Here is a 24,588-nt window from a genome sequence, read left to right as displayed (position 1 = left end):
TCACGGGCATTTCGATATAATTTGAGAAAATAGCGACATAAATTTCCACTATTTTTTTCGAATGGGTGGATATCGGCGGAATAACGCCATTTTTTGCTCTTATGTTTCGCCTAAAAGATACTCCGAGAGGATTTCAATCCTCACGCTGCACGCGGAACTCACGAATCGAAGGGTCATTGGCAATTTTGTGATCGATCATGAGTTCGGTTTCGGTATCTAACGGCCCCACAGGCAAGGAATATTTTATAAGCGGGCGGTTTAAGAACCCAAAAAGCTGGAAGAGATCACGCAAAAACTGCTAGGCGAAGAATTGTCCATCTACTGCGATGAAGAATTAATTACCTCCCCGACTATACAGCAAGTACTGACATCGGGAGACTTCAGCATAGGCGGGGAATATTCCCTGAAGGAAGCAAAAAGTTTGGTGGATACGATCAAATTAAGTATGGAGTAAACAGTTCAACAAAAAGCCACGCCCAACAAATGCGGGCTTATGCCGTGCAACGACTCCTGCTGCTCGACCTTGCGGACGATTTCCAGCAATTTGGCTTTGGCTTCGGGATCGTCCCATTTTTTTTCAAATGAGGGCACGATCCAGGCGGGGCCCTCCACGCTGTAAATCTCAATATTCATAAGGCCGGCATCCGTTAATTCCTGCCTTAGCTCGCCAGGGATATGGAAAAAGGATCTGGAAATAAAATAAGGGTATTTTTCCGGCCGGACATGTTGTCCGTGATCCAATTCCCTGCCGATCATCTCAAAAAAGTCCTGCTCCAGGATAAAATCATTTTTTTGGCCGAAGACGGATAGTCCCCATAAGGTGGAAGAAAATCTGGTGATGACGCTGGCGATAAGGATGCCGCCCGGTTTTAAGAGCCTTTTGGCCTCGGCGAGCGCCGCCAGACGATCATCCCCGCCGGTTAAGTGATACAAGGGCCCCATCAGCAGCACCATGTCGGCGCTTTTGGATTCCCTGTTGATGTTTCTTGCGTCAGCCACTTCGAGTTGATATATCTCCGGATTGTTTTCTTGAGCGTATTTGATTTCTTGCGGGGCAAGGTCAAATAAATGAACCTCATGACCCAAGCCGGACAACCAGGACGAATACAAGCCGATCCCGCCTCCGATATCATATATCACGCTTTTTTGCGCAGGCAAATATCTGGAGATTAGTTCCCGGGTCCGCTCCCATTCAAGCTTGCCGATTCCCCTTTGCAATCTGCCAATCTCGGCGCCCTCGTTATAGTAACTCAAAATCTCCTTCTTCTCATCCTCTTCCATAATTCCACCTCGCTTCTTTTAATGGGATATTTTACACGTTGTTTATTGAGAATGAAAGGAAAAAATGCACCAAGAGGTTTTGCCGCATTGCTTCATGGTGTATGGACTCGGGCGCGTTTCTGAAGTACTATGATAACAGTTTGGCAGCAGGTTAAATTATCAACGAGGAGTAGGAATCCGGCTTCATGCATATCCCTAAACAACCGATAAAAATCAGTCTTTCCGTAGTCTTGTCCGCCATGGTTTGTTTCTCCATTCTGATCACCATGTCCATCATGACATACACCCAATATAATAACGAAAAACATTCTCTCTTCCAAAACACGATGTCGCACAATTTATCATCGGCGCAAAAGATGGCGGTTACTACCGAGGCGCTGTTTTTTTCGATGCGAAAAACCCTTCATTCCGTAACCAATCTTTCGCAAATCCGCACCATGGATATATCCAACAAAGAGGAGTTACAGCACATTTTCGATCTTGTCCGGCAAAGCAGCCCGTATTTCAATTCCGTATTTTGGACCGCTGAAACCGGGCAATTTCGAGCTGTTTCCCCTTATGGCAGCAATATGAACAATGCACGGGTAACGACGAAATGGGCTTTGGAAGCTTTAAACGGCAGAAAATCCTACATCTCCGAGCCGTATGTGAGTCCTACGGGACGATTGATCGTTTTTATAAGCGAGCCGGTTTTTGATGAACTGGGCGGTTATCGCGGCATGATCGGGGGGACGATTTACCTGGAGAAGGATAATATCCTGCATAGTATTTTTGGCTCCAATGCGGGCAATGAAACGGACTCCTATTCCTATATCGTTGATTCCGCGGGCAAGCTGCTTTACCATCCGGATCAGAGCCGGGTGGGGGAAAAGGTGCCTGACACGATTGTGCGGCAATTTCGGGCAGGCAATAGCGGTGAACTGCATTTGAGAAATACGCGCGGCGATGATTATTTGGCGGGTTACGCGAGAGTCGGCACCAACGGCTGGGTCATTGTCATGCAGACTTCCGAGCGATCGATTATGGCCGATGTCAACGACAACCTGCTTCACCTGATCCGGGGCATGCTCGTTCCGGTCGCGGTCATGTTGATTCTTGCCGGATTTATTGCCGCTAAAATCGCCGCGCCTTTTGCCCGATTGTATAAAATTACGAAAGTCATTGCCGCCGGTCAAGATGTGTCTTTGCAGGAATTCAAACCCCATTGGAACCGGGAAGCCGATCAATTGAACCGGATGATGAAAGCGGCCGCCGAAACGCTGGCGAAACAAACTTCTTCGTTGCAGCAGGAAGCGATCACCGATCCGTTAACCGGGCTGTTCAACCGCAGAGAAATGGAACGCAGCCTGGATTTATGGGACAAAAAGGGGGATCGGTATGCCGTATTGCTGCTGGATATCGACCACTTCAAGGCGGTAAACGATACTTATGGCCACCAAACCGGCGATGAAGTTTTAAAAACGGTCGCCAACGTCATCGCGAAGTCCAGTCCTCCAGAAGCGGTATGTTCCCGTTATGGCGGGGAGGAGTTTGTCATCCTCCTTCGTGAACGGAATATGGACGAGGTGTACGGGATCGCCGAACGAATACGACAAACGATAAGCGCGGCTCCAACCCCCTTTGCCGGGAAGATTACCGTCTCCATCGGCATCTCGTTATCCCCGGAGCATGGCGTAAGCCGCGACGAGGTGCTGCAGGCCGCGGACATGGCTTTGTACCGTGCCAAACGCGAAGGGCGTGACCGGACGATCGCCGCGGAATGATGGCGCCTTACGCCGGATAGCCGGATTCACATAACCTTCACTGACTTTTGGCGAAATAACGGAGTATAATCAAAGAAAACTTCGAAGGATGGCGAAATATGAAATTCTTCGGCCGAACGCTGCGTTTGCAAACGACGATCACCTTAATGGTCTGTTCCGTGCTGGCATTGGTCCTGCTGGCCGTATATTTGCTGTTTAATATGAAAATCTCCGGGCTGACCCGGCAAGATTTGGAGCATAAAGCGATTACGATCGCCCGCACGGTTTCCAGGGATCCAACCGTTCTGAGCGCGCTGAACGGCCAGGCGGACGCCGGACTTGTCCAGGAGTTTACCGAAGAAATCCGTACGCTGAACGGGGTGCAGTTCATCGTCGTTATGGATGGGCAAGGCATCCGGCTGTCCCACCCCGATCCGGCGAAGATCGGGCGGCACTTTATCGGCGGCGATGAAGCCGCAGCGCTAAATGGGAAGGAATCCGTATCCATCGCCAAGGGAACCTTAGGGAAATCCGTGAGAGCGTTTTCTCCGGTGATCGTCGGCGGCAAGCCGGTTGGCGCGGTTGCGGTCGGGCTGGCGCTGAACGATGTTAATTCGGCCGTGCGGCAGAACCGCTGGATTATTTATTTGGGGATGGCCGCCGGCGGCGTGCTCGGCGTGTCCGGGGCGGTGCTGCTGGCCCGCCGGCTCAAGCGGATGATGTTCGGCATGGAACCGGACGAAATCGCCAAGCTGCTGGAGGAGCGCAGCGCGATGCTGCAATCCGCCAAAGAAGGCATTATCGCCGTGGATGCGTTGGGGGTCATCACCTTGATCAACGCCGAAGCGAGCAGACTGATCGGCATCACGGAAGCCGGCGGCCGCTCGCAGGAGCTTTGCCCGCTGCTGCGTATGGACAAGGTGCTGGAGACCGGGGAGCCGCTGAACGACATGGAGATGGAGCAGGACGGAATGACGTTGCTGGCCAATGTTGTGCCCGTCAAGGTGAACGGGCGAACCCAGGGCGCGATTGCCACGTTTCGGGACAAGACCGAAATCGACGTCCTGATGGAGCGGTTGTCGGGCGTTTCGCTGTATGTCGAAGCCCTGCGGGCTCAGACCCATGAATTTATGAACAAGCTGCATGTGATGGCCGGTTTGAACCATATGCGGCGCTACGATCGCCTGGAGGAATACCTGAGCGGGACCATCCGGCATTTTCAGTCGGAGGCCGGGATGCTTGTGAAGCAGGTGAAGGACCCGGTGATGGCCGGCTTTCTTTTGGGCAAGCTGAGCCGGGCCCGGGAAGCCGGCGTGAAGATGCGTATCCTCGAAGAGGACGTGCTGCCGGAATGCGCCAATGCGGAAACGGCCCATGAGCTGGTCACCATTGTGGGCAATCTGCTGGAAAATGCGCTGGAGGCCGAGCCGGGCGAAGAAAACAAAGATATTTCCGTCGGCTTCTCCCATGAAAACTCACAGTTGACCGTGACGGTTAGCGACAACGGCGCGGGCATCCCGGGAGAGATGATCAAACGGATCTACGAGCAGGGCTTTTCGACCAAAGGCAAGGGCAGAGGCATCGGCTTGTACCTGGTGATGCGCGGCGTCAACAAACTGGGCGGGCGCCTTTGGTGCCAAAGTGCGCAAGGTTCGGGAACGAAATTTATCGTACGCATACCGTATGAAGCAAAAGCATGGGGGACTCATGACTCATGATTAATGTACTCATCGTTGAAGACGATCCGATGGTCGCTGAAATGAATAAATTTTATTTGGAGCAGATTGAGGACTTCCGGGCCGAGGGTTGGGCCGAATCCGCCGAGCAGGCGCTCGGCCTGCTGGATTCCGCGCATTACGACCTGCTGCTGCTGGACATTTACATGAAGGGAAGCAGCGGGCTGGAGCTGCTGAGCGAAATCCGCCGCAAAGCGCTGCCTACGGATGTGATCGTCATCTCGGCCGCCAGAGACAAGAGCAGCATCCGGCAGGCGCTGAACAATGGGGCGGTTGATTATTTGATCAAGCCTTTTGAGTTCAACCGCTTTCGCCTGGCCATGGACGCGTATCGCAAGCGGGCCGCGCTTTTCAAGAGAACGGGCAGCATCGTCCAGTCGGAGCTTGACTCGATCACGCATGCCGCCGCGGACGAAGGCCAAAGCCAGCCGCTGCCCAAAGGCTTCACCCGCCAGACGCTCCAAGCCGTATGGAACGCGATCGAAGCGGCTTCCGCCAATGGCTTCACAAGCGTGGATATCTCCGCGGCGACCGGGATTTCCCGGGTTTCCGCCGGCAAATATTTGACCGAGCTGGAGGCCAGGGGCATCCTCGAAATGGAGCTGATCTACGGGACCGTAGGCAGGCCGGTGCAGAAGTACAAAATAACGCCGCACGGAAAGATCCAAATCACGAAATATTTGCAATAAAGCAAGCCCTCCTTGCGCGAGCAAGGGGGGTTGTCTGTTTTGTGACAGCGCTTACTTTAAAAACTTTAAAAATTCGATCAATATCTACATAAAAACAAAAGCGCTTACAAAAAAGCTATGATGAGGCTGAATTTAATCAAAGGAGGCCTATTTCCCCTATGGAAAAAACTGTACAGACGCAGGCCATTTCGCGTGAACCGAAGTCACAGCCCGCCGACAAAGCGGAAGGTTTGCTGTCCAAAGCGCTCAGCGTAAAGATCGGTGTGATTCCTTTGCCGGTTTACATCGTGCTGGCCCTCGTTATAGTCGCTGCCGCCGCCGTCGGCCAGCTGCCGAACGACATGATTGGCGGCTTGGCCGTAATCATGATTATGGGCGTGCTGCTGAGCCATCTCGGGTTTAAGCTCCCGCTGCTCAAGAACATCGGCGGTCCGGCGATTTTGTCCTTGATGATTCCGTCGTTCCTCGTGTTTTGGAACGTGCTGAATCCTCCGGTCGTTGACGCCGTGCACACGCTGATGAAGACGTCCAACTTTCTTTATTTGTACATCGCCTGCCTGGTGGCGGGAAGCATCACCGGGATGAACCGCCAGACGCTGATCAGCGGGTTTATCCGGATTTTCATTCCGATGATCGCGGGTACGGCGGCCGCCGTCGCGGTCGGGCTGGTCGTGGGCATGCTGTTCGGCTATACCGCCCACCATACGCTTTTTTACATTATCGTTCCGATCATTGGCGGCGGCGTAGGCGAGGGCATCCTGCCTTTATCGATCGCCTTCTCGCAGATTCTCGGCGGTGAATCGGGGCAATACGTGGCGCAGATGATTCCGGCCGCGGTTATCGGCAACGTCTTCGCGATTATCGGGGCCGGCATTTTGAAGAAAATGGCCGACAAAAACCCGTCGATTACCGGCAATGGCGTTCTTGTCCGGGAGAAGGGCGGCAAGCAGCTTGGCGGAAGCCATTACGATGCGGAAAAAATCGATTTCCCGCTGATGGGCGGCGGCCTGCTCTTTGCCTGCAGCCTGTTCATCTCCGGAAGTTTGCTGTCGCCCTACGTCGGCATACCCGGCCCGATCCTGATGATCTTTGGCGCGGCGCTGCTGAAAATTTTCAAGCTGCTTCCGTACAAAATCGAACAAGGCGCGTACCACCTTTACAAGTTCGTGTCCGGCACCCTGACCTGGCCGCTGATGGTTGGCCTCGGCATTCTGTATATCCCGTTGGAAGACGTGGCCGCGCTCATTTCCATACCTTACGTGCTCGTCTGTGCGTCGGTAATCGCCGCGATGATTGTGACGGGCTATATAGTCGGAAAATGGATCCGGATGTACCCTATAGAAGCCGCCATCGTGACAGGCTGCCGCGGCGGGCTCGGGGGAACGGGCGATGTGGCCATTCTTTCCGCATCGGGCCGGATGGAACTGATGCCTTTTGCGCAAATCTCCACCCGGATCGGCGGGGCGCTGACCGTTGTCGCGGCTACGCTGCTGATCTCCGTCTGGGGAGGCTGAACTTAAGGATTTATTGATTGGATAGGAACATTGTCATAAAAAATACAACATTCGATATGGAGGCGACCCGCGATGAATCAAACGCTGGATCATTCTTATTTGTTTTCGCTGCGCGTGCAGTACAAAAGCGGCAGCGACTATATGGCAAACTTGGTGAACATTGTGGAGACGTATCAAGGAACCGTGCTTCAAGTCGAGCTTCAGGATCCGAACGAACAGGGGATGGCGGAGGCCGAAGTGAAGATCTCGGTGCAATATCAGGAGGATAGAGAGTTTATCGAAACCGCGGCACAAAAGCTCGGCAGCGGCGATATCGTGGAGCGGCTGCTGGAAATTATGCAATTGCATGAGGGCGGAAAGCTGGAAACGACGCTTAAGCATCCGATTCTGAGCAAGGAGGATCTCTCCAAGGTATACACGCCGGGGGTCGCCAAGGTTTGCCAGGCCATCGCCGAGGACCAGGAAAAGGCCTACCAGCTTACGACCAAAAAGAACACCGTCGCCGTCATTTCGGACGGAACGGCCGTGCTTGGCTTGGGGGATATCGGACCGAAGGCGGCGATGCCGGTCATGGAGGGCAAGGCCGCGCTGTTCAAGCAGTTTGCCGGGGTGGACGCCGTTCCGATCTGCCTGGATACGAAGAATACGGAGGAGATTATAGCGATCGTCAAAGCTCTGGCTCCAACCTTCGGCGGCATTAACCTGGAGGATATCGCTTCGCCCCGCTGCTTTGTCATCGAGGAGCGGCTCAGAGCGGAGCTGGACATCCCCGTATTCCATGACGATCAGCACGGAACGGCCATCGTGGTGCTTGCGGGATTGCTGAACGCGCTGAAGGTATGCGAAAAAAATATCCGCGAGGTCAAAATCGTCATCAACGGCGTTGGAGCAGCGGGCATTTCCATCTCCAAAATGCTGCTGCAGGCGGGCGCGGTTAATTTGATCGGCGTCGACCGCAAAGGGGCCATCAACCGCAGCGCGGCGTACGAGAACCAGCACTGGAGCGAATTTGCCGAATATACGAATCCGCACAATGAACAGGGACCATTGTCGGAAGTGATCAAGGGAGCGGATGTGTTTATCGGGGTCTCGGCTCCAAACGTGCTGAAAGTCGACGATCTGCGGAACATGGCCAAAGATCCGATCGTGTTCGCCATGGCCAACCCGACGCCGGAAATCGATCCATTGCTTGCCGCGCCTTATGTCAAGGTGATGGCGACCGGCCGCTCCGACTATCCGAACCAGATCAACAACGTGCTCTGCTTCCCGGGGATTTTCCGCGGGGCGCTTGATTGCGAGGCGACGGACATCAACGACGCGATGAAGCTGGCGGCGGCGGAAGCGATCTCCTCCGTGATTGATCCGTCTGAGCTAAGCGAAACTTATATCATCCCGGATGCGTTTGATTCCCGTGTGGTCGAACGAATCCGGCTGGCGGTGGCCAAAGCTGCCGTAGACAGCGGCGTAGCGCGTAAAAATTCGCTTGTCGATATAAAGTGACGGCGGGCTAAAATCCGGACTATATTCGGAAATGGCAAGTGATGTCGGCTAAAAATAAAAAAATAAGCGAGGCTGTCGCCCCATGGTTGTTCAAGGTATAATCATGGCAGAAGCCTTAAGGCCGCAACCGACCCAACCTGGGATATGAGTATCTAAGGATGGGTCGTTTTCGTTTATCGTATTTTACTGATGAAACTTTGAAGTCGTCTCTTGCAGCTCTAGAAAATATTTGGTAATGTTAATTTATTACTTTTTACCTATAAATCCTTGGGAGTCCGAGAGTCTTAAGTCATTGAGATAGGACTGCCAGGCTTGTAGTGACGCCTCGCGCTAGTTACATCATTATAAGGAGAATGGAACATGAAGAAAGCGCCAATCATTGCTATTGCATTTGCTTTAATAGTAGTGTGTGTGGCCGGTTTTATGGTTTGGAAAATTAACGATGATAAAGTGAAAAAAGAGATGGCTATCCTAGCAGATATTTCTAGTATTCAAGAACAGGTAAACACCCTTTATCAAGACGAACAAAAAAAGAATCTGGCTGATCCGATTGACAAAGATATGATCCAAAGAGTACATAAATTATTTGCAGCCTATGATAATAAAGAGCTCTCTCCCGAAGCTTCCGCACTATTAGCCAAAGCCTCTTCGGACATAAGCGATGTAGATAAGATGTATGCTTTAAAGCAGAGCATAGATAATCTGTTCGACGAGAATGGAGCCATCGTGGAGTCACCTGACATAGAGTCCGGCAAAAGCCAGCTGGAGGCATTGAAGTCGGCTAAGCCGGCCTTTGTAGATGAATTAACGATTAAAATAAATGAGGCTGAAAGTCAATTCAAACAAATCTCGGCAGCAACCAAGAAGGTGGATTCATTATTTACATCATCAGAAAAAACGGCTGTCAAAAAATCCATCAAACAAACCGAAATTAACGAGGCAAAAGCAAGTGTAAAAAAGATTAAACAACATAAAGCAAAAACAGATTTATTGTCGTATGTACAAGTTGCTGACGTATATCTGGATGCCAAGATAAAAGCAGAAGCAAAGGCAAAGGCCGAAGCGGAAGCTAAAGAAAGAGCTGCAGCCCAAAAAAATTCTTCTTCTAAAAAATCTAATGACACTTTAGATCTTAAAGGATGGGTACCCTATAGTCCAGGGGATGCAGCCACCTTGCTGAAATATCTAGCATCGGGTGATGTTGTTGAATACAACGGCCAATATTGGGCTTCTCCAGAACTGGTAAATATGATGGCGAACGAAGAGGTTGTATATATTCATGATATAGCAAATGATTAAAACAAGCCTATCAGCAAACATGCTGTAGCAATAGTGTAACGAAAAGACGGCAAACCTTGCATTCAAGACATTTCTTGAGCTAGGGCTTGCCGCTTTCTTTCGTTATGCAGACCAATTTGCTCTCTTACGCTCTCATAGCCTTAGAGAAATATTTTTTTCGTGATACCATAGACTAAGATTACTATAAAACCTGGAATTATTCTGAGCAATAGAAGCCTGGCCGCATCTGATGGTCAAATTTGGGGTGAAATCGTTGGCGAAATATGCTGGAACCGGATGTAAGGGGACTTCCGCCCCTTTAGTAATATGGGTTTGAGTGGAATTCGGAATTGTATATGAGAAGGGCGGCACAAGGTAGATTAAAGGAGTTGTAAAAAAAAGGAGCTGTTAAACATGGAGGACCAATGGAAAATAGCCAAGTATGATCCGGCATGGAAAGATTTATTTTGGCAGCTTGGCGCCAGGTTGAGAAATACGCTTCAAGAAACGGCGTTACGCATCGATCATGTTGGTTCGACGTCGATTGCAGGAATGGACGCCAAGCCGATTATAGATATCCAGGTATCCGTTGCCGTTTTGGAGGATGAACTCAGCTATCGAGATAAAATCGAATTATTGGGATTTCAATGGAGAAGCGATAACCCGGACAAGTCCAAACGCTATTTTCGCGAAGTGCCCGGGAGCAGAAGAACTCATATTCATGTAAGGCGCGCCGGGAGTTTTGCGGAACAAATGACGTTGCTTTTTAGAGATTATTTAAGAGAGCATCCAGAGGATGGCCGGAAATACGCCGATGAAAAGCATCGGCTGATGAAATGGTTCGCGCATGACCGTTCCAAGTATGTGGAAGGCAAGGGCCCCATCGTATGGGAGATTTTGCACCGGGCCCATCTCTGGGCGCAAGAAACCGGATGGCAGCCGGGTGAATCCGATGCGTAAACCGGAATGTTCGGAGGAGAAAACGTGAAGAAAGTAAAAGTTCTGCATTATGATGCCTTTTCATCCGTAGTCAATCAAGGAAATCCGGCTGGGGTGGTGCTGGACTTCCAAGGCTTGAACGAAGACGACATGCTCCGCATTGCGGGGAAAGTCGGGTTCAATGAAACCGTATTTGTCCTGAAGTCGGACAAAGCGGATTTAAGGCTAAAGTATTTTACGCCCGGACACGAAATGAATTTATGCGGTCATGCGACGGTCGGCGCGTTATATTGCCTTAGAACCCGGGGGTTGCTGGAGGACAAAAACAACTTCCATATCGAAACCAATGTCGGCGTGCTGCCCGTTTCTTTTGAAAACAAGGATGAACAGATTTTGATTACAATGCAGCAAGACGCTCCCCGCTTTATTCCGTTTGAAGGGGATGTACGGAAGTTGGCCGAATCCATCGGCTTGACTAAGGAAGAGCTCGATCTTTCCAAACCGATCGTGTACGGCAGCACAGGGACATGGACGTTGTTGATTCCTATCAAGGAGTTAAGCAAGTTTAAAACCATGCAGCCCCGTAACGAGGATTTTCCTCAGATTTTGGCCGAAAATCCGCGGTCATCCGTACATCCGATTTGTTTTCAAACGTACGACGGGGAGGCCATGATGCATTCGCGGCATTTTTCTTCGCCTTTTTCCGGTACGGTGGAGGATCCGGTCACCGGCACGGCTTCCGGCGTGATGGGGGCGTATTACCTGAAGTATATCAACGAGCGGCTGCCTTTGCTGGAATTTGCGGTTGAACAAGGCCAGGAAATAGGCAGGGACGGCAGAGTTTGGGTGAGAGCGGTGCGCAATGGCGGCAGTATGGACGTTTTTATATCGGGAACGGGAGTGTTTGTAAAAGAAATGGAAGTCGATCTGGAATAAAGGAGCCGGAAACGCTAAAGTTTTAACGGACCCAGATGATTTTATTGCCCACTGGCGTTGCATAAACTCAAGCTCGCGCACAAGACAACTTGTAGCCTTGATACATTTCAGTTTTCCCGCAAAGGCTTATAAAAATAGGTTTGCAGGAAATCTAACGGTTGTAGCAGCGGCTATTTTCCGAAAAAGGCCCTTTTCAAAACTCTAACGGTTATGAGCTCCGTTATTTGCCTGATTCTAAGCAAAAATAGCCGGATTTCAGTGAAATAAGCGCTATGGCGACCGTTAGAATTTGAAATCAACGTTTATGCAACACTAGTGCTTATTCCCTATAATTCTTCCCAATAGACTTATCCGGAGCCATATAAGGTCTTCCGGGTCCGTTACAGCGGGAAATACCCGGGAAACGAGCAAATAAGGTCTTTCCTGTCCGTTAGGGTTTAGCACTGTTTCCGCACTGGTTTTGCACTAGGGAAGTCCGCCTCGAAATATGGAGCCGCCAGGCGGCCGACAGCCACCCACACCTGCCCCGGACCACCAACACGCGCATAAGGAGAAGTTCGCAAGGCCTCACACAGCACAGGCAATTTAGGACGATATATGGTCGTTGTCTCGTATTCCCGCCGCTTCTAACATAAAGGTAACGCAGCAGGATTTGAAAAAAACAGTTGCGCGGAAGAGGTGGGAGCTGTGAAAACGGTAAATGAGCTGGAGCAGCGTCTAAGCGAGCCGTCCGACCGGCTTGTTCGGGACCTGGCCAAACTGGACGGCGATTTTCTGATCCTGGGCGTCGGCGGCAAAATGGGACCGAGCCTGGCGAAGCTGCTCCGGCGGGGGCTGGCGGCGGCCGGTAAAACGGCCAAAATCACGGGGGTGTCCCGGTTTTCGACCGGCTGCATGAGAAGTGAACTGGAAGCGGCCGGGATCGCTACGCTGGCGGCCGATCTGCTTGATGAGCAAGCGCTGGCCGGTTTGCCGGAAGCGCAAAACGTCATTTACATGGCCGGCAATAAATTCGGGACGACCGGCCGCGAATATTTCACCTGGGCGATGAATGCGTATTTGCCGGGGCGGGTGGCCGAAAAGTACAAAACCTCGCGGATCGTGGCTTTTTCGTCCGGGAACATTTATCCGCTGACCGACATTAAGCTTGGCGGGGCATCGGAGGAGACCGCGCCGTCGCCTGTCGGCGAGTATGCGCAGTCCTGCCTGGGGCGGGAGCGGGTATTCGAATATTTTTCCCGGAAAAACGGGACTCCGCTATTAAACTTCCGTTTAAATTATGCAATCGATATGCGGTACGGCGTGCTGCTCGAGGTTGCCAAGGCGGTCAAGGAAGGCAGGCCCATCGACCTGAACATGGGAATGGTCAACGTGATCTGGCAGGGGGATGCCAACGAAATGGCCATCCGTTCACTGCTGCTTTGCGTATCGCCTCCGGTCACGCTGAACGTAACCGGCCCGGAATCGGTATCGGTGCGCTGGTTGGCCGAGCGGTTTGGCGATGCCTTTGGCGTGAAGCCGGTTTTCACCGGCGAAGAGCAGCCGACCGCGCTGCTTAGCAACGCCTCGGCCGCCCATGCCCAATTGGGTTATCCGCGGGTATCGCTCCGGCAGATGATCGAATGGACGGCGGGATGGGTGGAAGCCGGAGGAGAGACGCTTAGCAAGCCAACGCATTTTCAGGAACGGGCAGGTGCGTTTTGATGGAGGAAAGTAAACAAAGCATGCTGCCCGCGCACCCCAATCGCCCCAATCACCCCAATCAATCCAATCAACTCACTCAACTCAATCAATCCAGCCAATCTGTCTTAATCGGATATAACGGGCCACAAAACCTCCCGTCGCTCAAACCCGAAATTCACCAGCTGCTGCATCGCGGGACCGTGATTCCGGCCCACCCGCTGGCGCTCGATGCCGGCCGCCGGCTCGATGAACGGAGACAACGGGCGTTAACGCGGTATTATATAGCGTCCGGGAGCGGCGGAATCGCCGTAGGCGTGCATACGACGCAGTTCGAAATCCGGGAACCGGGGATCGATCTGTATGAGCCGGTGCTGCGGCTTGCCGCCGAAGAAGTGGAGCGGGCGCGGCTGGGCCGCCCGTTCATTAAAGTGGCGGGGATCTGCGGGCCGACCGGGCAAGCGGTGCGCGAAGCGGAAACGGCCGCCGGGCTGGGCTACGACTTGGGTCTGGTCAGTAACGGCGGGCTCATAGACTTGAGCGAAGCGGAGCTGATCCGCCGCTGCGAAAAGGTATCGTCGGTCATTCCGGTGTTTGGCTTTTATTTGCAGCCGGCGGTCGGCGGCAAGCGGCTCAGCTATGCGTTTTGGCGGGAGCTGGCGGAGCTTCCCGGAGTGAAGGCGATCAAGATCGCGCCGTTCAACCGGTACCAGACGCTGGATGTCGTTCGCGCGGTGTGCGAGTCGAGCCGCGGAGACGACATTGCGCTATACACGGGCAACGACGACAACATTGTGGCCGATCTGCTGAAGGCGTACCGGTTCCGGAGCGCGGACGGACAATGGACGGAGAAAAAAATCGCCGGCGGCCTTCTGGGGCACTGGGCGGTGTGGACGTCGAAGGCGGTGGAGCTATTGGAGGAAATCATCGCGCTGCGCGAGCGGGGGGAAGTCCCTTCCGCCGAATGGCTGAGCCGGGGAGTCGGGATCACCGACGCGAATGCGGCTTTTTTTGACGCGGCGAACGGGTTCCAGGGCTGCATTCCCGGCATTCACGAAGTGCTGCGGCGGCAAGGGCTGCTGGCGGGCAACTGGTGCCTCAATCCGGACGAACAATTGTCGCCGGGACAAATTGAAGAGATTGAACGCGTCTATCGCGCATATCCTGATCTTAACGACGATGAGTTTGTCCTGCGGCATTTGGCCGAATGGCTGAATGAAGCGTAGGCTGCCGTTTTCGGGCAAAAAGCCTAACTACGAAAAAGGAGGCGGATGAAGCCGGTGTTGCCAAACGATACCGCGGCGGGAAAGAAAGCTCTGGAGGCGAGGCGTTTTTACTGGAAAGAGGAGGATCGCGGGTTTATTGCGGACGCTTGCCGCAAGCATTGGCCGGAGGAAGTGCGGGAGGTGATTCACCGTGCCGAACTGGCCTGCCGGAACACGTTTATTTTCACCCATCGCTGGGATATGGAGCGCTGCGAGGAGGAGGTCGTGTTTCCGGGACGGATCGACTGGAATTACCGCCACCGTGGCGACCTGGAGTGGCTGGTGATGCTGAACCGGGCGAGATATATGGGCGAGCTGGGGCAAGCCTATTGGCTCACCGGGGAAGAGCGGTTTGCGGAAGGCTATATTCGCTTGCTGAAGGATTGGATGACGCAAAACCCGCTGACTGAGGAAGAAGTGCGGGCCAGCGCTAACCGGGCCTATAACGTAAAAGACACCTGGCGCAAGCTGGACAGCGGCATCCGGATCACGCACTGGTTGAAGGGGTACTATTGCGTCCGCGTCTCCGGGCTTTGGGGGAAAGAGGAGGAGGCGTTGTTCAAGGAAGCGGTCCGCCGGCACGGCATGTACCTGAGTCTCGCCTATACGCCGCATGATAGACAGAGCAATTGGGGGTTTTTGGAGACGAACGGTTTGTTTCAGCTGGCGTTGCTGTTCCCCGAGGTTGAAGGTGCGGACGAGCGGCTGAGGACGGCGATCCGGCGGCTTGAAGAGATGTGCCCGCTGCAGGTGTTCGAAGACGGGCTGCATAACGAGCAGTGCAGCATGTACCACCACGAGGTGCTGCACTGTCTGTTCGAGTCGGTGTGGCTCGGGGAGTTGAACGGTGTGCCGCTGCCGCCCGTCCTGAAGGACACCTTGAACCGGATGTACACCGCTTCGCTGGCGCTCGTGCAGCCGAACGGGCGTCAGCCGGCCTTAAGCGACAGCGACGCGACGGACATCCGCGATGTGCTGGCGCGAGGCGCGGTTTTGTTTGGGCGCGGTGATTTGAAGTCGCAAGGGTACGAAACTCTCGATTATGAAGGAATTTGGTTTTTCGGCCCCAAAGGCTTCGCCGGTTACGAGCGGCTTCCGGCCCGGGATCCGGAATTTGTCTCAATAGGGCTGGAGCAAAGCGGCTATGTCTTTATGCGCAGCGACTGGCGCCGCTCGGCCCGCTATTTGACGTTCGACGCCGGGCATATGGACGTGATCCGGGCGCACGGACACGACGACCTGCTGCATATCAATTTGTTCGCCTACGGCCGGGAGTTCCTGACCGATCCCGGGCGCTGCACGTACATGGAAAATGCGTACCGCCAATATTTCAAGGAGTCGCTTCAGCACAATACGTTGTCCGTCGACGGCAGGACCGTTTCAACCTACGTGGACTCCTGGAAATGGCGGGACCCGGCCCGCCCGCTTGATGCCTGGCGGCGGCTCACGCCGGAATACAATTATGCGCAGGCAGGGCATGACGGGTACTGGCGTTTGCCGCATCCGGTGCAGGTGCTGCGGCAAATTTTGTTCGTCAAACCGGATTACTGGATCGTGGTCGATACTTGCCGGGCGCATGGCGAGACGGTGCATGACTATAGGCTCCCGTTTCATTTTGCCGAGGGGCTGGAGGTGAGCTTTGAGGAGGACGGCCTTGCCAAAGCCTGCTCCCCGAACGGAAGCGGACCTTTGCTGCGCTTGATCCCGCTGGGACAAGTGAAGATGGAAGCGGAGCCGTGCTGGATTTCCCGGAATTACAACGAGAAAACCTTCTCGAGCAGACTTGTTTTCCGGCAAAAGGGGAGCGGCTTCACCAAATTCGTGACGGTGCTGTATCCGGCCAGGACCGCTGAAGAAGCCGCGCCCTCGGTGCGGGAGCTGGAAGTGCTGGACAGCTACGGCAGCAAAGTTGCGCCGCATCTGGCTACGGCCTTATCGGTGGCGCGCGAAGGCGAAGACGGCGGGGAAGATGCGGTTTTGTTCTCCCATCAGGGGCCGCGCGGCTACCGGTTTGCCGGTGTCCATCTGAGCGGCGACGTGCTGCTGGTGCGAAAATCCGCCGCGCTCGGCGACTCCGTGCGGACCTACACCGTGAAGGTTTGAAAATTTTTTAGGTCGTTTTAAGGACGTTCACCTTTAGTAAGAATGCAAGTACTTTGAAAATAAGGAAACCACACTAGCCATGGACACTATAGAAAAAAATGACACGGGGTGGAAATTCGAGCTGGGGGGATGAACATGAAACGGCTGAACACCAAGCGGCTGAACAGTAAACGGGCGGGTCTTTTATTTACTTTTTCGTTGCTATTCGCACTGTTCATATCAGCCTGTTCGGGCGGCGGCGGAAGCGGGGCGGCCACGGGAAATAGCGGCGGACCGGGCGGGCAGGCCGGGCAGCAAAACCAGGGGCAGAAGGGGTCAGGCGGGGCTGCGGAAACGGTGGAGCTTCGGCTCGGGTATTATTCTTCCGCGCAGACGGACGCCAAAATGCAGGAGCTGATCGGCAAATTCCAGGAAAAGCATCCAAACATTAAGATCAAAACGGAATCTTCGCCGTACAATCAATTTTTCCAAAAGCTCGATACCCAAATCGCCGCCGAAAGCGCCCCTGATGTCTGGCTGTCCGACGGCGTGTTCGTGCCGAAGTACGCGGAGCGCGGTGTGCTCAAGGATCTGACCGAACTGATCGATCGGGATCTGGGCAAGGACGACTATTACGGGCTCGACTTCAACAAAGACGTAAACGGCAAATACTGGGGCGTCCCGCAAGGCATCCAGATCGCGGTGCTGTACTATAACAAAGACATGTTCGATGAGGCCGGCGTCGCCTACCCGACCGAGGATTGGACCTGGGATGATCTCAAGGCGGCCGCCGGAAAGCTAACGAAGGATTCCGCCGGAGCTTATGCGACCGATGCCGCTTTCGACAAAAACAAAATCAGCCAGTACGGCCTGACGTTCTTCAGCATTACCGAAGGCTGGATGACCGTGCTGAAATCGTACGGGGGCGGCGTGCTCGACGAAACGTTAACGAAGTCCATTATCAATACGCCGGAAAACAAGCGGGCGATGGAATGGATCGTCGACGGCATGCAGCGCGAATGGTTCACGGCGCCTTCGGATTTAAAAAGCTTCCAGAGCAACATGGCTCCGTTCCCGAGCAAAGCGGCGGCGATGCGGATCGGCATATACGCCCGTACGATCGACGCCAACAACGCGGGGTTGAACTACGATGTGACCCTGCTGCCGAAGGGGCCGGATGGCAAACGGTTTGCTCCGGTCATCGCCAACTCGTGGGTGATCAACAAGCAAGCGGAAGGCGCCAAAGGGGACGCGGCCTGGGAATGGGTGAAATATTGGGCGACGGAAGACGAGGTGCAAAACGAATGGGCGTCGCTCGGCGAAGCGGTTCCGGTGAAAAAATCGGCGGCCAACTCCGAGCGGTTTTTAAGCGGCAAACCCGACAACAAGCAGGCGTTCCTGGACAGCTTCGAATTCGCCGGGACGCTGGACGTCAACGCGGTCTGGAGCGAATGGGTCGGAAAGTTCGGCGACAGCGTCAACCGGGCGTTTGAAGGCGAGATCGGCGTCGACGAGGCGCTGAGCCAGGCGGATAAGGACGTGCAGCAGGTGCTGGACGAATTTTATAAGAACTAGACGGAAAGCGCGTGATAAGCATGTTGAAAAAAACGGAAACCGTGCGGACCGAAGGCGGGCAGAAGTCCGCCCGCGTCCGCCCAAAACGGCTTAACAACGACGGCCAATGGGGACTCCTGATGGTGACCCCTTATCTCGTGCATTTTATCGTGTTTGTGCTGGGCTCGCTGCTCGCTTCTTTGTATTTCAGCTTTTCTAAGTACGATATTTTGAACCCGCCGCAGTGGACGGGGCTGGACAATTACCGGAAGCTGCTAAGTGAGCCGGTGTTTTGGAAAGCGCTGGGGAACACCGTTTATTTTACGGTTTTGTTCGTGCCGCTGCAGACGGTGCTGGCATTGATTTTGGCCGTGGCGCTGAACCAGAAGCTCAAAGGGCTGAAGTTTTTTCGGCTGGCGCATTTTTTGCCGGTGATCTCCTCCTGGACGGTCATCATGTACGTGTCCGACGCAGTGTTCAATCCGCGGTTCGGCTTTGCCAACGCGCTGCTGCAAACCATCGGCCTGACGCCGCAAAAATGGCTGCAGGATGAGCATCTCGTCATTCCGCTGCTCGTGCTGATCGCGGTGTGGAAGGGGATCGGCTACATTATGGTCATATACCTGGCGGGTCTGCAGAACGTCCCTTCCGATGTCTATGAAGCCGCGGAAATCGACGGCGCGGGCACGCTGCAAAAGTTCCGCCGGATCACGGTGCCGCTGATCTCGGGCACAACGTTTCTGGTGCTGATCATGAGCACGATTTCGACGTTTCAGGCGTTCGAGCAAATTTACGTCATGACCGGCGGGGCGCTGGACGCTTCGTCCGCGGGCGGTCCGAACAAGGCCAGCCTGGTGCTGATGATCTACCTGTATCAGGAAGGTTTCTCGTTCCTGCGCATGGGCTACGCCTCGGCGATCGCCTGGGTGCTGTTCGTCATCCTGTTTTTGCTGACGGTCGTACAAATGTCGCTGCAGAAAAAGTGGGTGCATTACGAATGAGAAAAGACGCCGAAGCGGGAAAGAAGGGGGGGCCGGCGCATGAAATGGAACCGTTGGCGGGGCGCCGTGGGATATGCGGTGATGATATTAAGCTCGCTGGTGATGCTAACGCCTTTTTTGACCACGCTGTTTAATTCCTTGAAAAGTTATGCCCAATATACACAGGTGCCCCCGGAATGGATTCCTTCGCCCGTGCAGTGGAGCAATTATGCCGAAGTGTGGAAAATGGGGCCGTTCGGGCAGTATACGCTGAACAGCGCCATCATCACGGTGTTGTCGGTCGTTGGCGCGCTGATTTCCTGCTCTATGGTGGCGTTCGCTTTTGCCAGACTGAAATTTCCTTTGAAAAACACGCTGTTCCTCGTCGTGCTCGGGACGATGATGATTCCGCCGGTCGTGCTCATTATTCCGCAGTTTGTCATCTTCAAATCGCTGCATATGCTGGATACGCTGACCCCGCTGTGGATTATCGAATGGCTGGCCCAGCCGTTCGGGATCTTCCTGATGCGTCAGGCCTTCCTCGGCATCCCCCGCGATTACGAGGAGTCCGCCCGGCTCGACGGCTGCAACCCGTTCCAGATTTACCTGCGCATCTTTGTGCCGATGTGCAAACCGACCTTCGCGACGCTGGCGGTGTTCACGTTTATGACGAAGTGGAACGAAATTTTGTCCCCGGCGATCTTCCTCACCTCCAAAGAAAACTTCACCCTGCCGATCGGCATTTTGTCCATGGCCGGCCAATGGTCGGGAAACGAGCAGTACATGGTCGCCGCCGCGCTGATGAGCCTGATCCCGATCCTGCTCGTGTTTTTGTTCGCGGAGAAATATTTTGTGCAGGGCAGCAACTCTGCGGGGATTAAGTAGGCCGGGAGAATTTCATCAGGGAAGCTGCTCCGCTGGGATAAGCAGGGCAGAGGAAGTAGTCCAGGGCAACAGCTTCGCAGAGAATAAGTAGGGCCGGTGAAGTGGCGCCGGGGCAGTAATTCTGCCGGGACAGCAGCTTCGCCGGCATTAAGTAACGTGAGCGCGATTCAAGCCAAATATAACGGAAAAAAATGTCGCTATTTTGACGATGTTCCCCATTTTGAGAGCAATAGAGGTAATTTTTGCCGCTATTTTCTTTGAATTGCATGGAAATGACCACTTTGCACCTTTCGTTGGAATATAAGGACATAAAATGTCGCTAAGGGCGTAAACATGCTGCGATTTGGAAAATAGGGCCATAAATTGGCCGCTATTTTTTTGGGGCTCATAAAAAGAGTGGGAAAAGTGCGTTTAAATGGCAAATAAGCACTAGCGTTGCATTAAATCTGACAAGATACATTTTCTAGCCCATGCCAATATTCTAACGGTTGCCACAAGCGCTATTTGCTCCAAAAACGTTGATTTCAAATTGTAACGGTTGCCATGGCGCTTATTTCACTTAAATCCGGCTATTTGGGCTTAGATTCAGGCAATTAACGACGCTTACAACCGTTAGAATTTAGAAAAGGCCTTTTTTCGTAAAATAGCAACTGCTACAACCGTTAGATTTCCGGGGGGCTTTTTTGGGAAATTTTTAGCAAAAGTTAATGCAACGCTAGTGTCAAATAAGGTCTCTGGTGTCCTCTGGTAACCGTTACATCCTGAAAACTCGTGGTTTCGGCGAAATAGCGGCGCTGGAGTCCGTTAGAACGGGCCGCAAAGCTTCAAAGGCCGGTCGAGTTGAGAAATGAGCCGCACCGGAGCGGTATTGTGAAATGTAGCATGAACCATACCACATGAACTGTGCATGAATTATACCATGGAGCGAGTCGGGAACCGCAACGTAACCATATATATTTTGGCCGGGGAGGGAACAGGATGGCCTGCCGGGTGGCCCTGATCGGGGCGGGCATCATATCGGAAAATCATTTGGAGGCGATCGTACAGATGGGTCCGGAGCGGTTAACTGCCGTGGCCGTGGCGGATATCGATGAGGCGAAAGGCCGTGCGGCCGCGGAAAAATACGGCCTCGCCTTCTACGCCGGCTACCGGGAGATGATCCGCGAACAGCGGCCGGATATCGCGATCATTGCGCTGCCGCATTATCTGCATGAAGAATGCGCCGTTTTCTGCGCGGAGCACGGCTGCCATCTGTTGCTGGAGAAGCCGATGGCCTTGAGCGTGGCCCAGTGCGACGCGATCTTGGCCGCCGCAAGCGCGGCCGGGGTTAAGTTGATGGTCGGCCACACCCAGCATTATTTGCCGTCTAACTTGCGGGCCAAAGCCCTTATCCGCAGCGGTCGGCTAGGAAAGTTGGTGGCGATCCACGATACGCGGCACCTGCCTTATTTTGGCGGCGGCCGGCCCTGCTGGTTTTTCGAGAAGGCCAAGGCCGGAGGCGGAATCATGATGAATCTTGGCGCCCATTCGATCGACAAAATTCAGTGGCTCACCGGCAGCCGCATCCGCAAGGTAAAAGCCAACCTCAGTTATGAAGGCAGGTTCGGCGATGTGGAAGGAAGCGGCGTGGTTTTTGCGGAGACGGCAAGCGGCCTGGGGGCGGTCATCGTCCAGTCCGGGTACGAAGGCGTGGCCAAAGACGAAACCGAGCTGATCTTCACCGGCGGAATGGCGAAGTTAATTTCCGCCAGAGGGCTGTGGATCAGCCGGAACGGGCGGTATGAGCCGGTTGCGGGCAGCAATCGCGGCGATTCCGCAGACCCGTTTTGCCTCCAGCTTCAGGATTTGCTGCAGGCGATTGAGCGCGATGCGGAGCCGGACTGCTCCGGCGCTTACGCCCGGTCCGTCATCGCTGCGCTCGAAGCGGTGTACTGTTCGCATGAAACGGGGGTGGAACAAATTGTGCGAAGCCCGTAAGCCCCATGAAGATCACCAGCGCTATTTAGTCGATGCGCCGCCGGATACACTGGGGGCATCGGACACGCAGGATGCAGTGTGTGTACCGGACACGCAGGATGCGCGGTGTGAACCGAATGGGCGGGATGCAGCGTGTGTACCGGACACGCAGAGTGCGCCGTGTGCACAGAACACGTTGGATACAGCGTGTGCACCGAACACGCAAGATACGCCGGACGTACCAATCACGTTGGATATGCTGGATGTCCCGCTCCCCCAAATTTCCCTTGAGCCCGGCGGCAGCAACATGAAGTTCAGCCTCTGCTCGACGGGGCTGAAATCGCTGACGCTGGAGGAGGTGCTCGCCGCGTGCGAGCAGTTGGGGCTGCAAGGCGCCGAGTTGTGGATCGGCCATCTCGAAGACTTCGCGCACCGAGGCGGCACATCCGCCGATCTCCGCCGGCTCCTTGCCAGGCATCGGTTGGCCGTTCCGGCGATCAGCGATTACACGTATTTTTCCCGGAGCGACAGCGAATCCGAACGGGATGTAACCCGCATCAGCCAAGCGGCGGAGTGGGCCGCGGCGATCGGCTGCCCGCGAATCCGTACGTTCGCGGGGCACCTGGCTTCGCGGGAGGCGAGCGGCGAGCAGTGGAGCCGGGCCTTTATCGGCTTGGATAAAGCGCTAAACGCTTGCCGCGAGCAGGGAGTTAAGCTGGCGGTGGAAATCCACAACGGCACGTTCGCCGATACGGCGGACTCCCTTGCGGCGCTGCTTGGGCAAGTAGGGCAACCCAGGCAAATAAGACACCCCAGGCCACCCAACCAACCCAACCAACCCTGGCCACCCGGGGAGCTTGAGCTGATTTACGACGGCTTTAATCTGTTTGTCGACCGGCTTGATCCGCTGCCGGTGCTGAAGCGGTTTTACGGCTCCATCACGCATGTACACTTTAAGGACTACCGCTGGAACCGCGACAACTGGGCGTTAAGCAAGCCGGTTCCCGTACTGCAGGGCGATGCGGACCACCGCTCCATTTTGAAGGAGCTGCGGGCTCAAGGTTACGGCGGGTTTATTTCTTTTGAATATTTCGGGGAGGATGTTCTGGAGCTAACGCGGCAGTCGTACGCCGAAGTGAGGGATTACTTGTCCCGCACGACTGCCTGAACCGAAAAGCCCTTACAAGCCTCAAACGGAGGTGAAGGCCGTCATGAACATGAAGGTGGCGGTGATTGGCCCGCACGATCTGGTGGAAACGGTGCTGCAGGCGGGCGAAGTTTTTCCTGAGTTGTCCATGTTCCCCGCGCCTTATCCGCACGAGCAGGATACGCTGAACGTCGTCGCCGGCGTGCGGGAACGGGCGGATATTTTGCTGTTTACCGGTCCGATCCCTTACCGGTTGGCGCTCGATAGCGATCCCGGGCTGCCGATGGTGCATGTGCATTATTCCGGAACCGCGCTGTACAAGGTGCTGTTTGATTTTTTCCGGCGGCGGCCGGCGGCCTTTGACGAGGAGGTCCGCATCAGCGTCGATGTGCTTCAAACGCAAGAGCTGGCCGAACAGCTTGACGAATTGGGCTTAACGCGCCGGCAAATCCACGTGAAATCCTACGCTTCCGGAATCCGTCATGACGACCTGGTCGCTTTTCATTACGATTTATGGAAAAAAGGCCGCGTAACCGCCACCGTCACCTGTGTGACCTCGGTTTACCAGCAGCTGTCCGAGCTGGGCGTTCCCGCGTTCCGCGTCATCCCCACCCGCTCGTCGATCCGCGACTGCCTCAGCCGGGCGCTGCTCGAAGGGAAAAGCCTGCGGCTTAGCCGTACGCAAATCGCCATCGGCATTTTAAGCATCGACCATTATGAGCGGGTGCTTAAGGAGGCGGTCTCCGAATACGATATCCAGCGCAAAAAAATCGTGCTCCAGCAAATTTTGGTCGATTTCGGCGAGGCGACGCAGTCGCTGATCAAATGGAACGATTCGGGAGAAGCCTCTTTTATTACGACGCACGGTATCATTGAGCAGGTGACCCGGAAATTTCAGGAGGCCCCGCTGCTGCTGGAGGTGATGGAACGGCTGCAGTGGAACGCCAGCATCGGCATCGGGCTCGGTCGGACGGCCAACGAAGCGGAAGGAAAAGCGCGGGAAGCGCTGCAGAAAGCGAAGGCGGGGGGCGGGGGCAACTGCTTTTTGATGATGCAGGACGGTCTCGTTTACGGGCCGCTGGGATCGGAGCTGACTTTAAAATATTCGGCGCGCAGCGAAGACCCGGAGCTGATCTCCCTGGCGAAAAAAGCGGGGCTTAGCGTCGGCACGATCAACAAGCTGATTTCGCTCTGCCGCCGGCTGGGCACTTCGACCCTGACCGCCGCACAGCTGGCGGAGGGCTTCGGCATTACGCTGCGCAGCGCGCGGCGGATTATGGCCGCGCTCGAAAAGTACGGCATCGCCTCGATCGTAGGCGAGGAACAGCCGGTGGGGCGCGGCCGGCCAAGGCAAATTTATGCGCTCAACCTGGAAAATCTCCGTTCGGAGTAAACCGCCGAATTGGTTGCAAATGTTAAAAAAT

At 54.5% G+C, this 24,588-nt stretch carries 20 protein-coding genes; 18 read left to right on the top strand and 2 right to left on the bottom strand.

What is annotated here, in order from left to right; all coding sequences use genetic code 11:
* Nucleotides 1-274 precede the first annotated feature (274 nt).
* Nucleotides 275-454: a SecDF P1 head subdomain-containing protein gene (locus DYE26_RS34830; RefSeq protein ID WP_371860971.1), complete on the top strand. Its 180-nt coding sequence runs from the start codon at nt 275-277 to the stop codon at nt 452-454.
* A gap of 5 nt (nt 455-459) precedes the next feature.
* Here DYE26_RS34830 and DYE26_RS09455 read toward each other — a convergent pair whose 3' ends face one another.
* Nucleotides 460-1,281, bottom strand: coding sequence for a class I SAM-dependent methyltransferase (locus tag DYE26_RS09455; RefSeq protein WP_036623817.1), 822 nt, complete (start codon nt 1,279-1,281; stop codon nt 460-462).
* 185 nt (nt 1,282-1,466) lie between these two features.
* On the opposite strand from DYE26_RS09455, the gene DYE26_RS09450 reads away from it, so the two are divergent.
* The 14 genes from DYE26_RS09450 (at nt 1,467) to DYE26_RS09385 (ending at nt 20,061) form a co-directional block, all read left to right on the top strand.
* Nucleotides 1,467-3,044 (top strand): sensor domain-containing diguanylate cyclase, encoded by a 1,578-nt coding sequence (locus DYE26_RS09450; protein WP_036623816.1) that lies wholly within the window; start codon nt 1,467-1,469, stop codon nt 3,042-3,044.
* A gap of 98 nt (nt 3,045-3,142) precedes the next feature.
* Nucleotides 3,143-4,741: a DcuS/MalK family sensor histidine kinase gene (gene dcuS / locus DYE26_RS09445; protein WP_082207825.1), complete on the top strand. Its 1,599-nt coding sequence runs from the start codon at nt 3,143-3,145 to the stop codon at nt 4,739-4,741.
* Entirely contained in the window at nt 4,738-5,448 is a 711-nt protein-coding gene (locus DYE26_RS09440) for a response regulator (RefSeq protein WP_036623815.1), read from the top strand. The genes dcuS and DYE26_RS09440 overlap by 4 nt, the downstream gene beginning before the upstream one ends.
* A gap of 158 nt (nt 5,449-5,606) precedes the next feature.
* Nucleotides 5,607-6,962 carry a 2-hydroxycarboxylate transporter family protein gene (locus tag DYE26_RS09435; protein ID WP_036623814.1) on the top strand — a complete coding sequence of 452 codons (1,356 nt, stop codon included), beginning with the start codon at nt 5,607-5,609 and terminating at the stop codon, nt 6,960-6,962.
* A 336-nt stretch (nt 6,963-7,298) separates the two neighbouring features.
* Nucleotides 7,299-8,462 carry an NAD(P)-dependent malic enzyme gene (locus tag DYE26_RS09430; protein ID WP_227872901.1) on the top strand — a complete coding sequence of 388 codons (1,164 nt, stop codon included), beginning with the start codon at nt 7,299-7,301 and terminating at the stop codon, nt 8,460-8,462.
* Between the two features lie 360 nt (nt 8,463-8,822).
* Nucleotides 8,823-9,761, top strand: coding sequence for a toxin Cry1Ac domain D-VI-related protein (locus tag DYE26_RS09425; protein WP_036623812.1), 939 nt, complete (start codon nt 8,823-8,825; stop codon nt 9,759-9,761).
* A 393-nt stretch (nt 9,762-10,154) separates the two neighbouring features.
* Entirely contained in the window at nt 10,155-10,700 is a 546-nt protein-coding gene (locus tag DYE26_RS09420; RefSeq protein WP_036623811.1) for a GrpB family protein, read from the top strand.
* 24 nt (nt 10,701-10,724) lie between these two features.
* Nucleotides 10,725-11,615: a PhzF family phenazine biosynthesis protein gene (locus DYE26_RS09415; RefSeq protein ID WP_036623810.1), complete on the top strand. Its 891-nt coding sequence runs from the start codon at nt 10,725-10,727 to the stop codon at nt 11,613-11,615.
* Between the two features lie 687 nt (nt 11,616-12,302).
* Entirely contained in the window at nt 12,303-13,319 is a 1,017-nt protein-coding gene (locus DYE26_RS09410; RefSeq protein WP_036623809.1) for an NAD-dependent epimerase/dehydratase family protein, read from the top strand.
* On the top strand, nt 13,319-14,521 hold the full coding sequence (locus tag DYE26_RS09405) for a dihydrodipicolinate synthase family protein (protein ID WP_240534148.1): 1,203 nt from the start codon (nt 13,319-13,321) through the stop codon (nt 14,519-14,521). The genes DYE26_RS09410 and DYE26_RS09405 overlap by 1 nt, the downstream gene beginning before the upstream one ends.
* A 54-nt stretch (nt 14,522-14,575) precedes the next feature.
* Nucleotides 14,576-16,663: an alginate lyase family protein gene (locus tag DYE26_RS09400; RefSeq protein WP_227877117.1), complete on the top strand. Its 2,088-nt coding sequence runs from the start codon at nt 14,576-14,578 to the stop codon at nt 16,661-16,663.
* A 129-nt stretch (nt 16,664-16,792) separates the two neighbouring features.
* Nucleotides 16,793-18,217 carry an extracellular solute-binding protein gene (locus DYE26_RS09395; protein WP_371860969.1) on the top strand — a complete coding sequence of 475 codons (1,425 nt, stop codon included), beginning with the start codon at nt 16,793-16,795 and terminating at the stop codon, nt 18,215-18,217.
* Between the two features lie 20 nt (nt 18,218-18,237).
* Nucleotides 18,238-19,197 (top strand): carbohydrate ABC transporter permease, encoded by a 960-nt coding sequence (locus DYE26_RS09390; protein ID WP_036623807.1) that lies wholly within the window; start codon nt 18,238-18,240, stop codon nt 19,195-19,197.
* 39 nt (nt 19,198-19,236) lie between these two features.
* Nucleotides 19,237-20,061, top strand: coding sequence for a carbohydrate ABC transporter permease (locus tag DYE26_RS09385; RefSeq protein ID WP_036623806.1), 825 nt, complete (start codon nt 19,237-19,239; stop codon nt 20,059-20,061).
* Here DYE26_RS09385 and DYE26_RS33100 read toward each other — a convergent pair.
* Nucleotides 20,054-20,329, bottom strand: a complete 276-nt coding sequence (locus DYE26_RS33100) for a hypothetical protein (protein WP_127463421.1) — start codon at nt 20,327-20,329, stop codon at nt 20,054-20,056. The two genes, DYE26_RS09385 and DYE26_RS33100, sit on opposite strands and share 8 nt — an antisense overlap.
* A 710-nt stretch (nt 20,330-21,039) precedes the next feature.
* On the opposite strand from DYE26_RS33100, the gene DYE26_RS09380 reads away from it, so the two are divergent.
* The 3 genes from DYE26_RS09380 to DYE26_RS09370 are packed head-to-tail and all read left to right on the top strand — an operon-like array spanning nt 21,040 to nt 24,557.
* Nucleotides 21,040-22,038 (top strand): Gfo/Idh/MocA family protein, encoded by a 999-nt coding sequence (locus tag DYE26_RS09380; RefSeq protein ID WP_036623805.1) that lies wholly within the window; start codon nt 21,040-21,042, stop codon nt 22,036-22,038.
* On the top strand, nt 22,022-23,185 hold the full coding sequence (locus tag DYE26_RS09375; RefSeq protein ID WP_127463420.1) for a sugar phosphate isomerase/epimerase family protein: 1,164 nt from the start codon (nt 22,022-22,024) through the stop codon (nt 23,183-23,185). Before DYE26_RS09380 ends, DYE26_RS09375 begins: the two co-directional genes overlap by 17 nt.
* 43 nt (nt 23,186-23,228) lie before the next feature.
* Nucleotides 23,229-24,557: a helix-turn-helix domain-containing protein gene (locus DYE26_RS09370; RefSeq protein ID WP_036623804.1), complete on the top strand. Its 1,329-nt coding sequence runs from the start codon at nt 23,229-23,231 to the stop codon at nt 24,555-24,557.
* Nucleotides 24,558-24,588: the final 31 nt, after the last annotated feature.

The organism is Paenibacillus macerans (assembly GCF_900454495.1).
Lineage (GTDB): Bacteria > Bacillota > Bacilli > Paenibacillales > Paenibacillaceae > Fontibacillus > Fontibacillus macerans.
This window is presented reverse-complemented; position numbering and strand designations above follow the sequence as displayed.

Bases quoted from the DNA above. Each gene is read 5' to 3' on its own strand.
- DYE26_RS09390 (WP_036623807.1), top strand. From the start codon at position 18,238: ATGTTGAAAAAAACGGAAACCGTGCGGACCGAAGGCGGGCAGAAGTCC.
- DYE26_RS09420 (WP_036623811.1), top strand. From the start codon at position 10,155: ATGGAGGACCAATGGAAAATAGCCAAGTATGATCCGGCATGGAAAGAT.
- DYE26_RS09425 (WP_036623812.1), top strand. From the start codon at position 8,823: ATGAAGAAAGCGCCAATCATTGCTATTGCATTTGCTTTAATAGTAGTG.
- DYE26_RS09455 (WP_036623817.1), bottom strand. From the start codon at position 1,281: ATGGAAGAGGATGAGAAGAAGGAGATTTTGAGTTACTATAACGAGGGC.
- DYE26_RS09380 (WP_036623805.1), top strand. From the start codon at position 21,040: ATGGCCTGCCGGGTGGCCCTGATCGGGGCGGGCATCATATCGGAAAAT.
- DYE26_RS33100 (WP_127463421.1), bottom strand. From the start codon at position 20,329: ATGCAATTCAAAGAAAATAGCGGCAAAAATTACCTCTATTGCTCTCAA.
- DYE26_RS09450 (WP_036623816.1), top strand. From the start codon at position 1,467: ATGCATATCCCTAAACAACCGATAAAAATCAGTCTTTCCGTAGTCTTG.
- DYE26_RS09385 (WP_036623806.1), top strand. From the start codon at position 19,237: ATGAAATGGAACCGTTGGCGGGGCGCCGTGGGATATGCGGTGATGATA.
- DYE26_RS09395 (WP_371860969.1), top strand. From the start codon at position 16,793: ATGAACATGAAACGGCTGAACACCAAGCGGCTGAACAGTAAACGGGCG.
- dcuS (WP_082207825.1), top strand. From the start codon at position 3,143: ATGAAATTCTTCGGCCGAACGCTGCGTTTGCAAACGACGATCACCTTA.
- DYE26_RS09405 (WP_240534148.1), top strand. From the start codon at position 13,319: ATGGAGGAAAGTAAACAAAGCATGCTGCCCGCGCACCCCAATCGCCCC.
- DYE26_RS09370 (WP_036623804.1), top strand. From the start codon at position 23,229: ATGAACATGAAGGTGGCGGTGATTGGCCCGCACGATCTGGTGGAAACG.
- DYE26_RS09440 (WP_036623815.1), top strand. From the start codon at position 4,738: ATGATTAATGTACTCATCGTTGAAGACGATCCGATGGTCGCTGAAATG.
- DYE26_RS09430 (WP_227872901.1), top strand. From the start codon at position 7,299: ATGCAATTGCATGAGGGCGGAAAGCTGGAAACGACGCTTAAGCATCCG.
- DYE26_RS09435 (WP_036623814.1), top strand. From the start codon at position 5,607: ATGGAAAAAACTGTACAGACGCAGGCCATTTCGCGTGAACCGAAGTCA.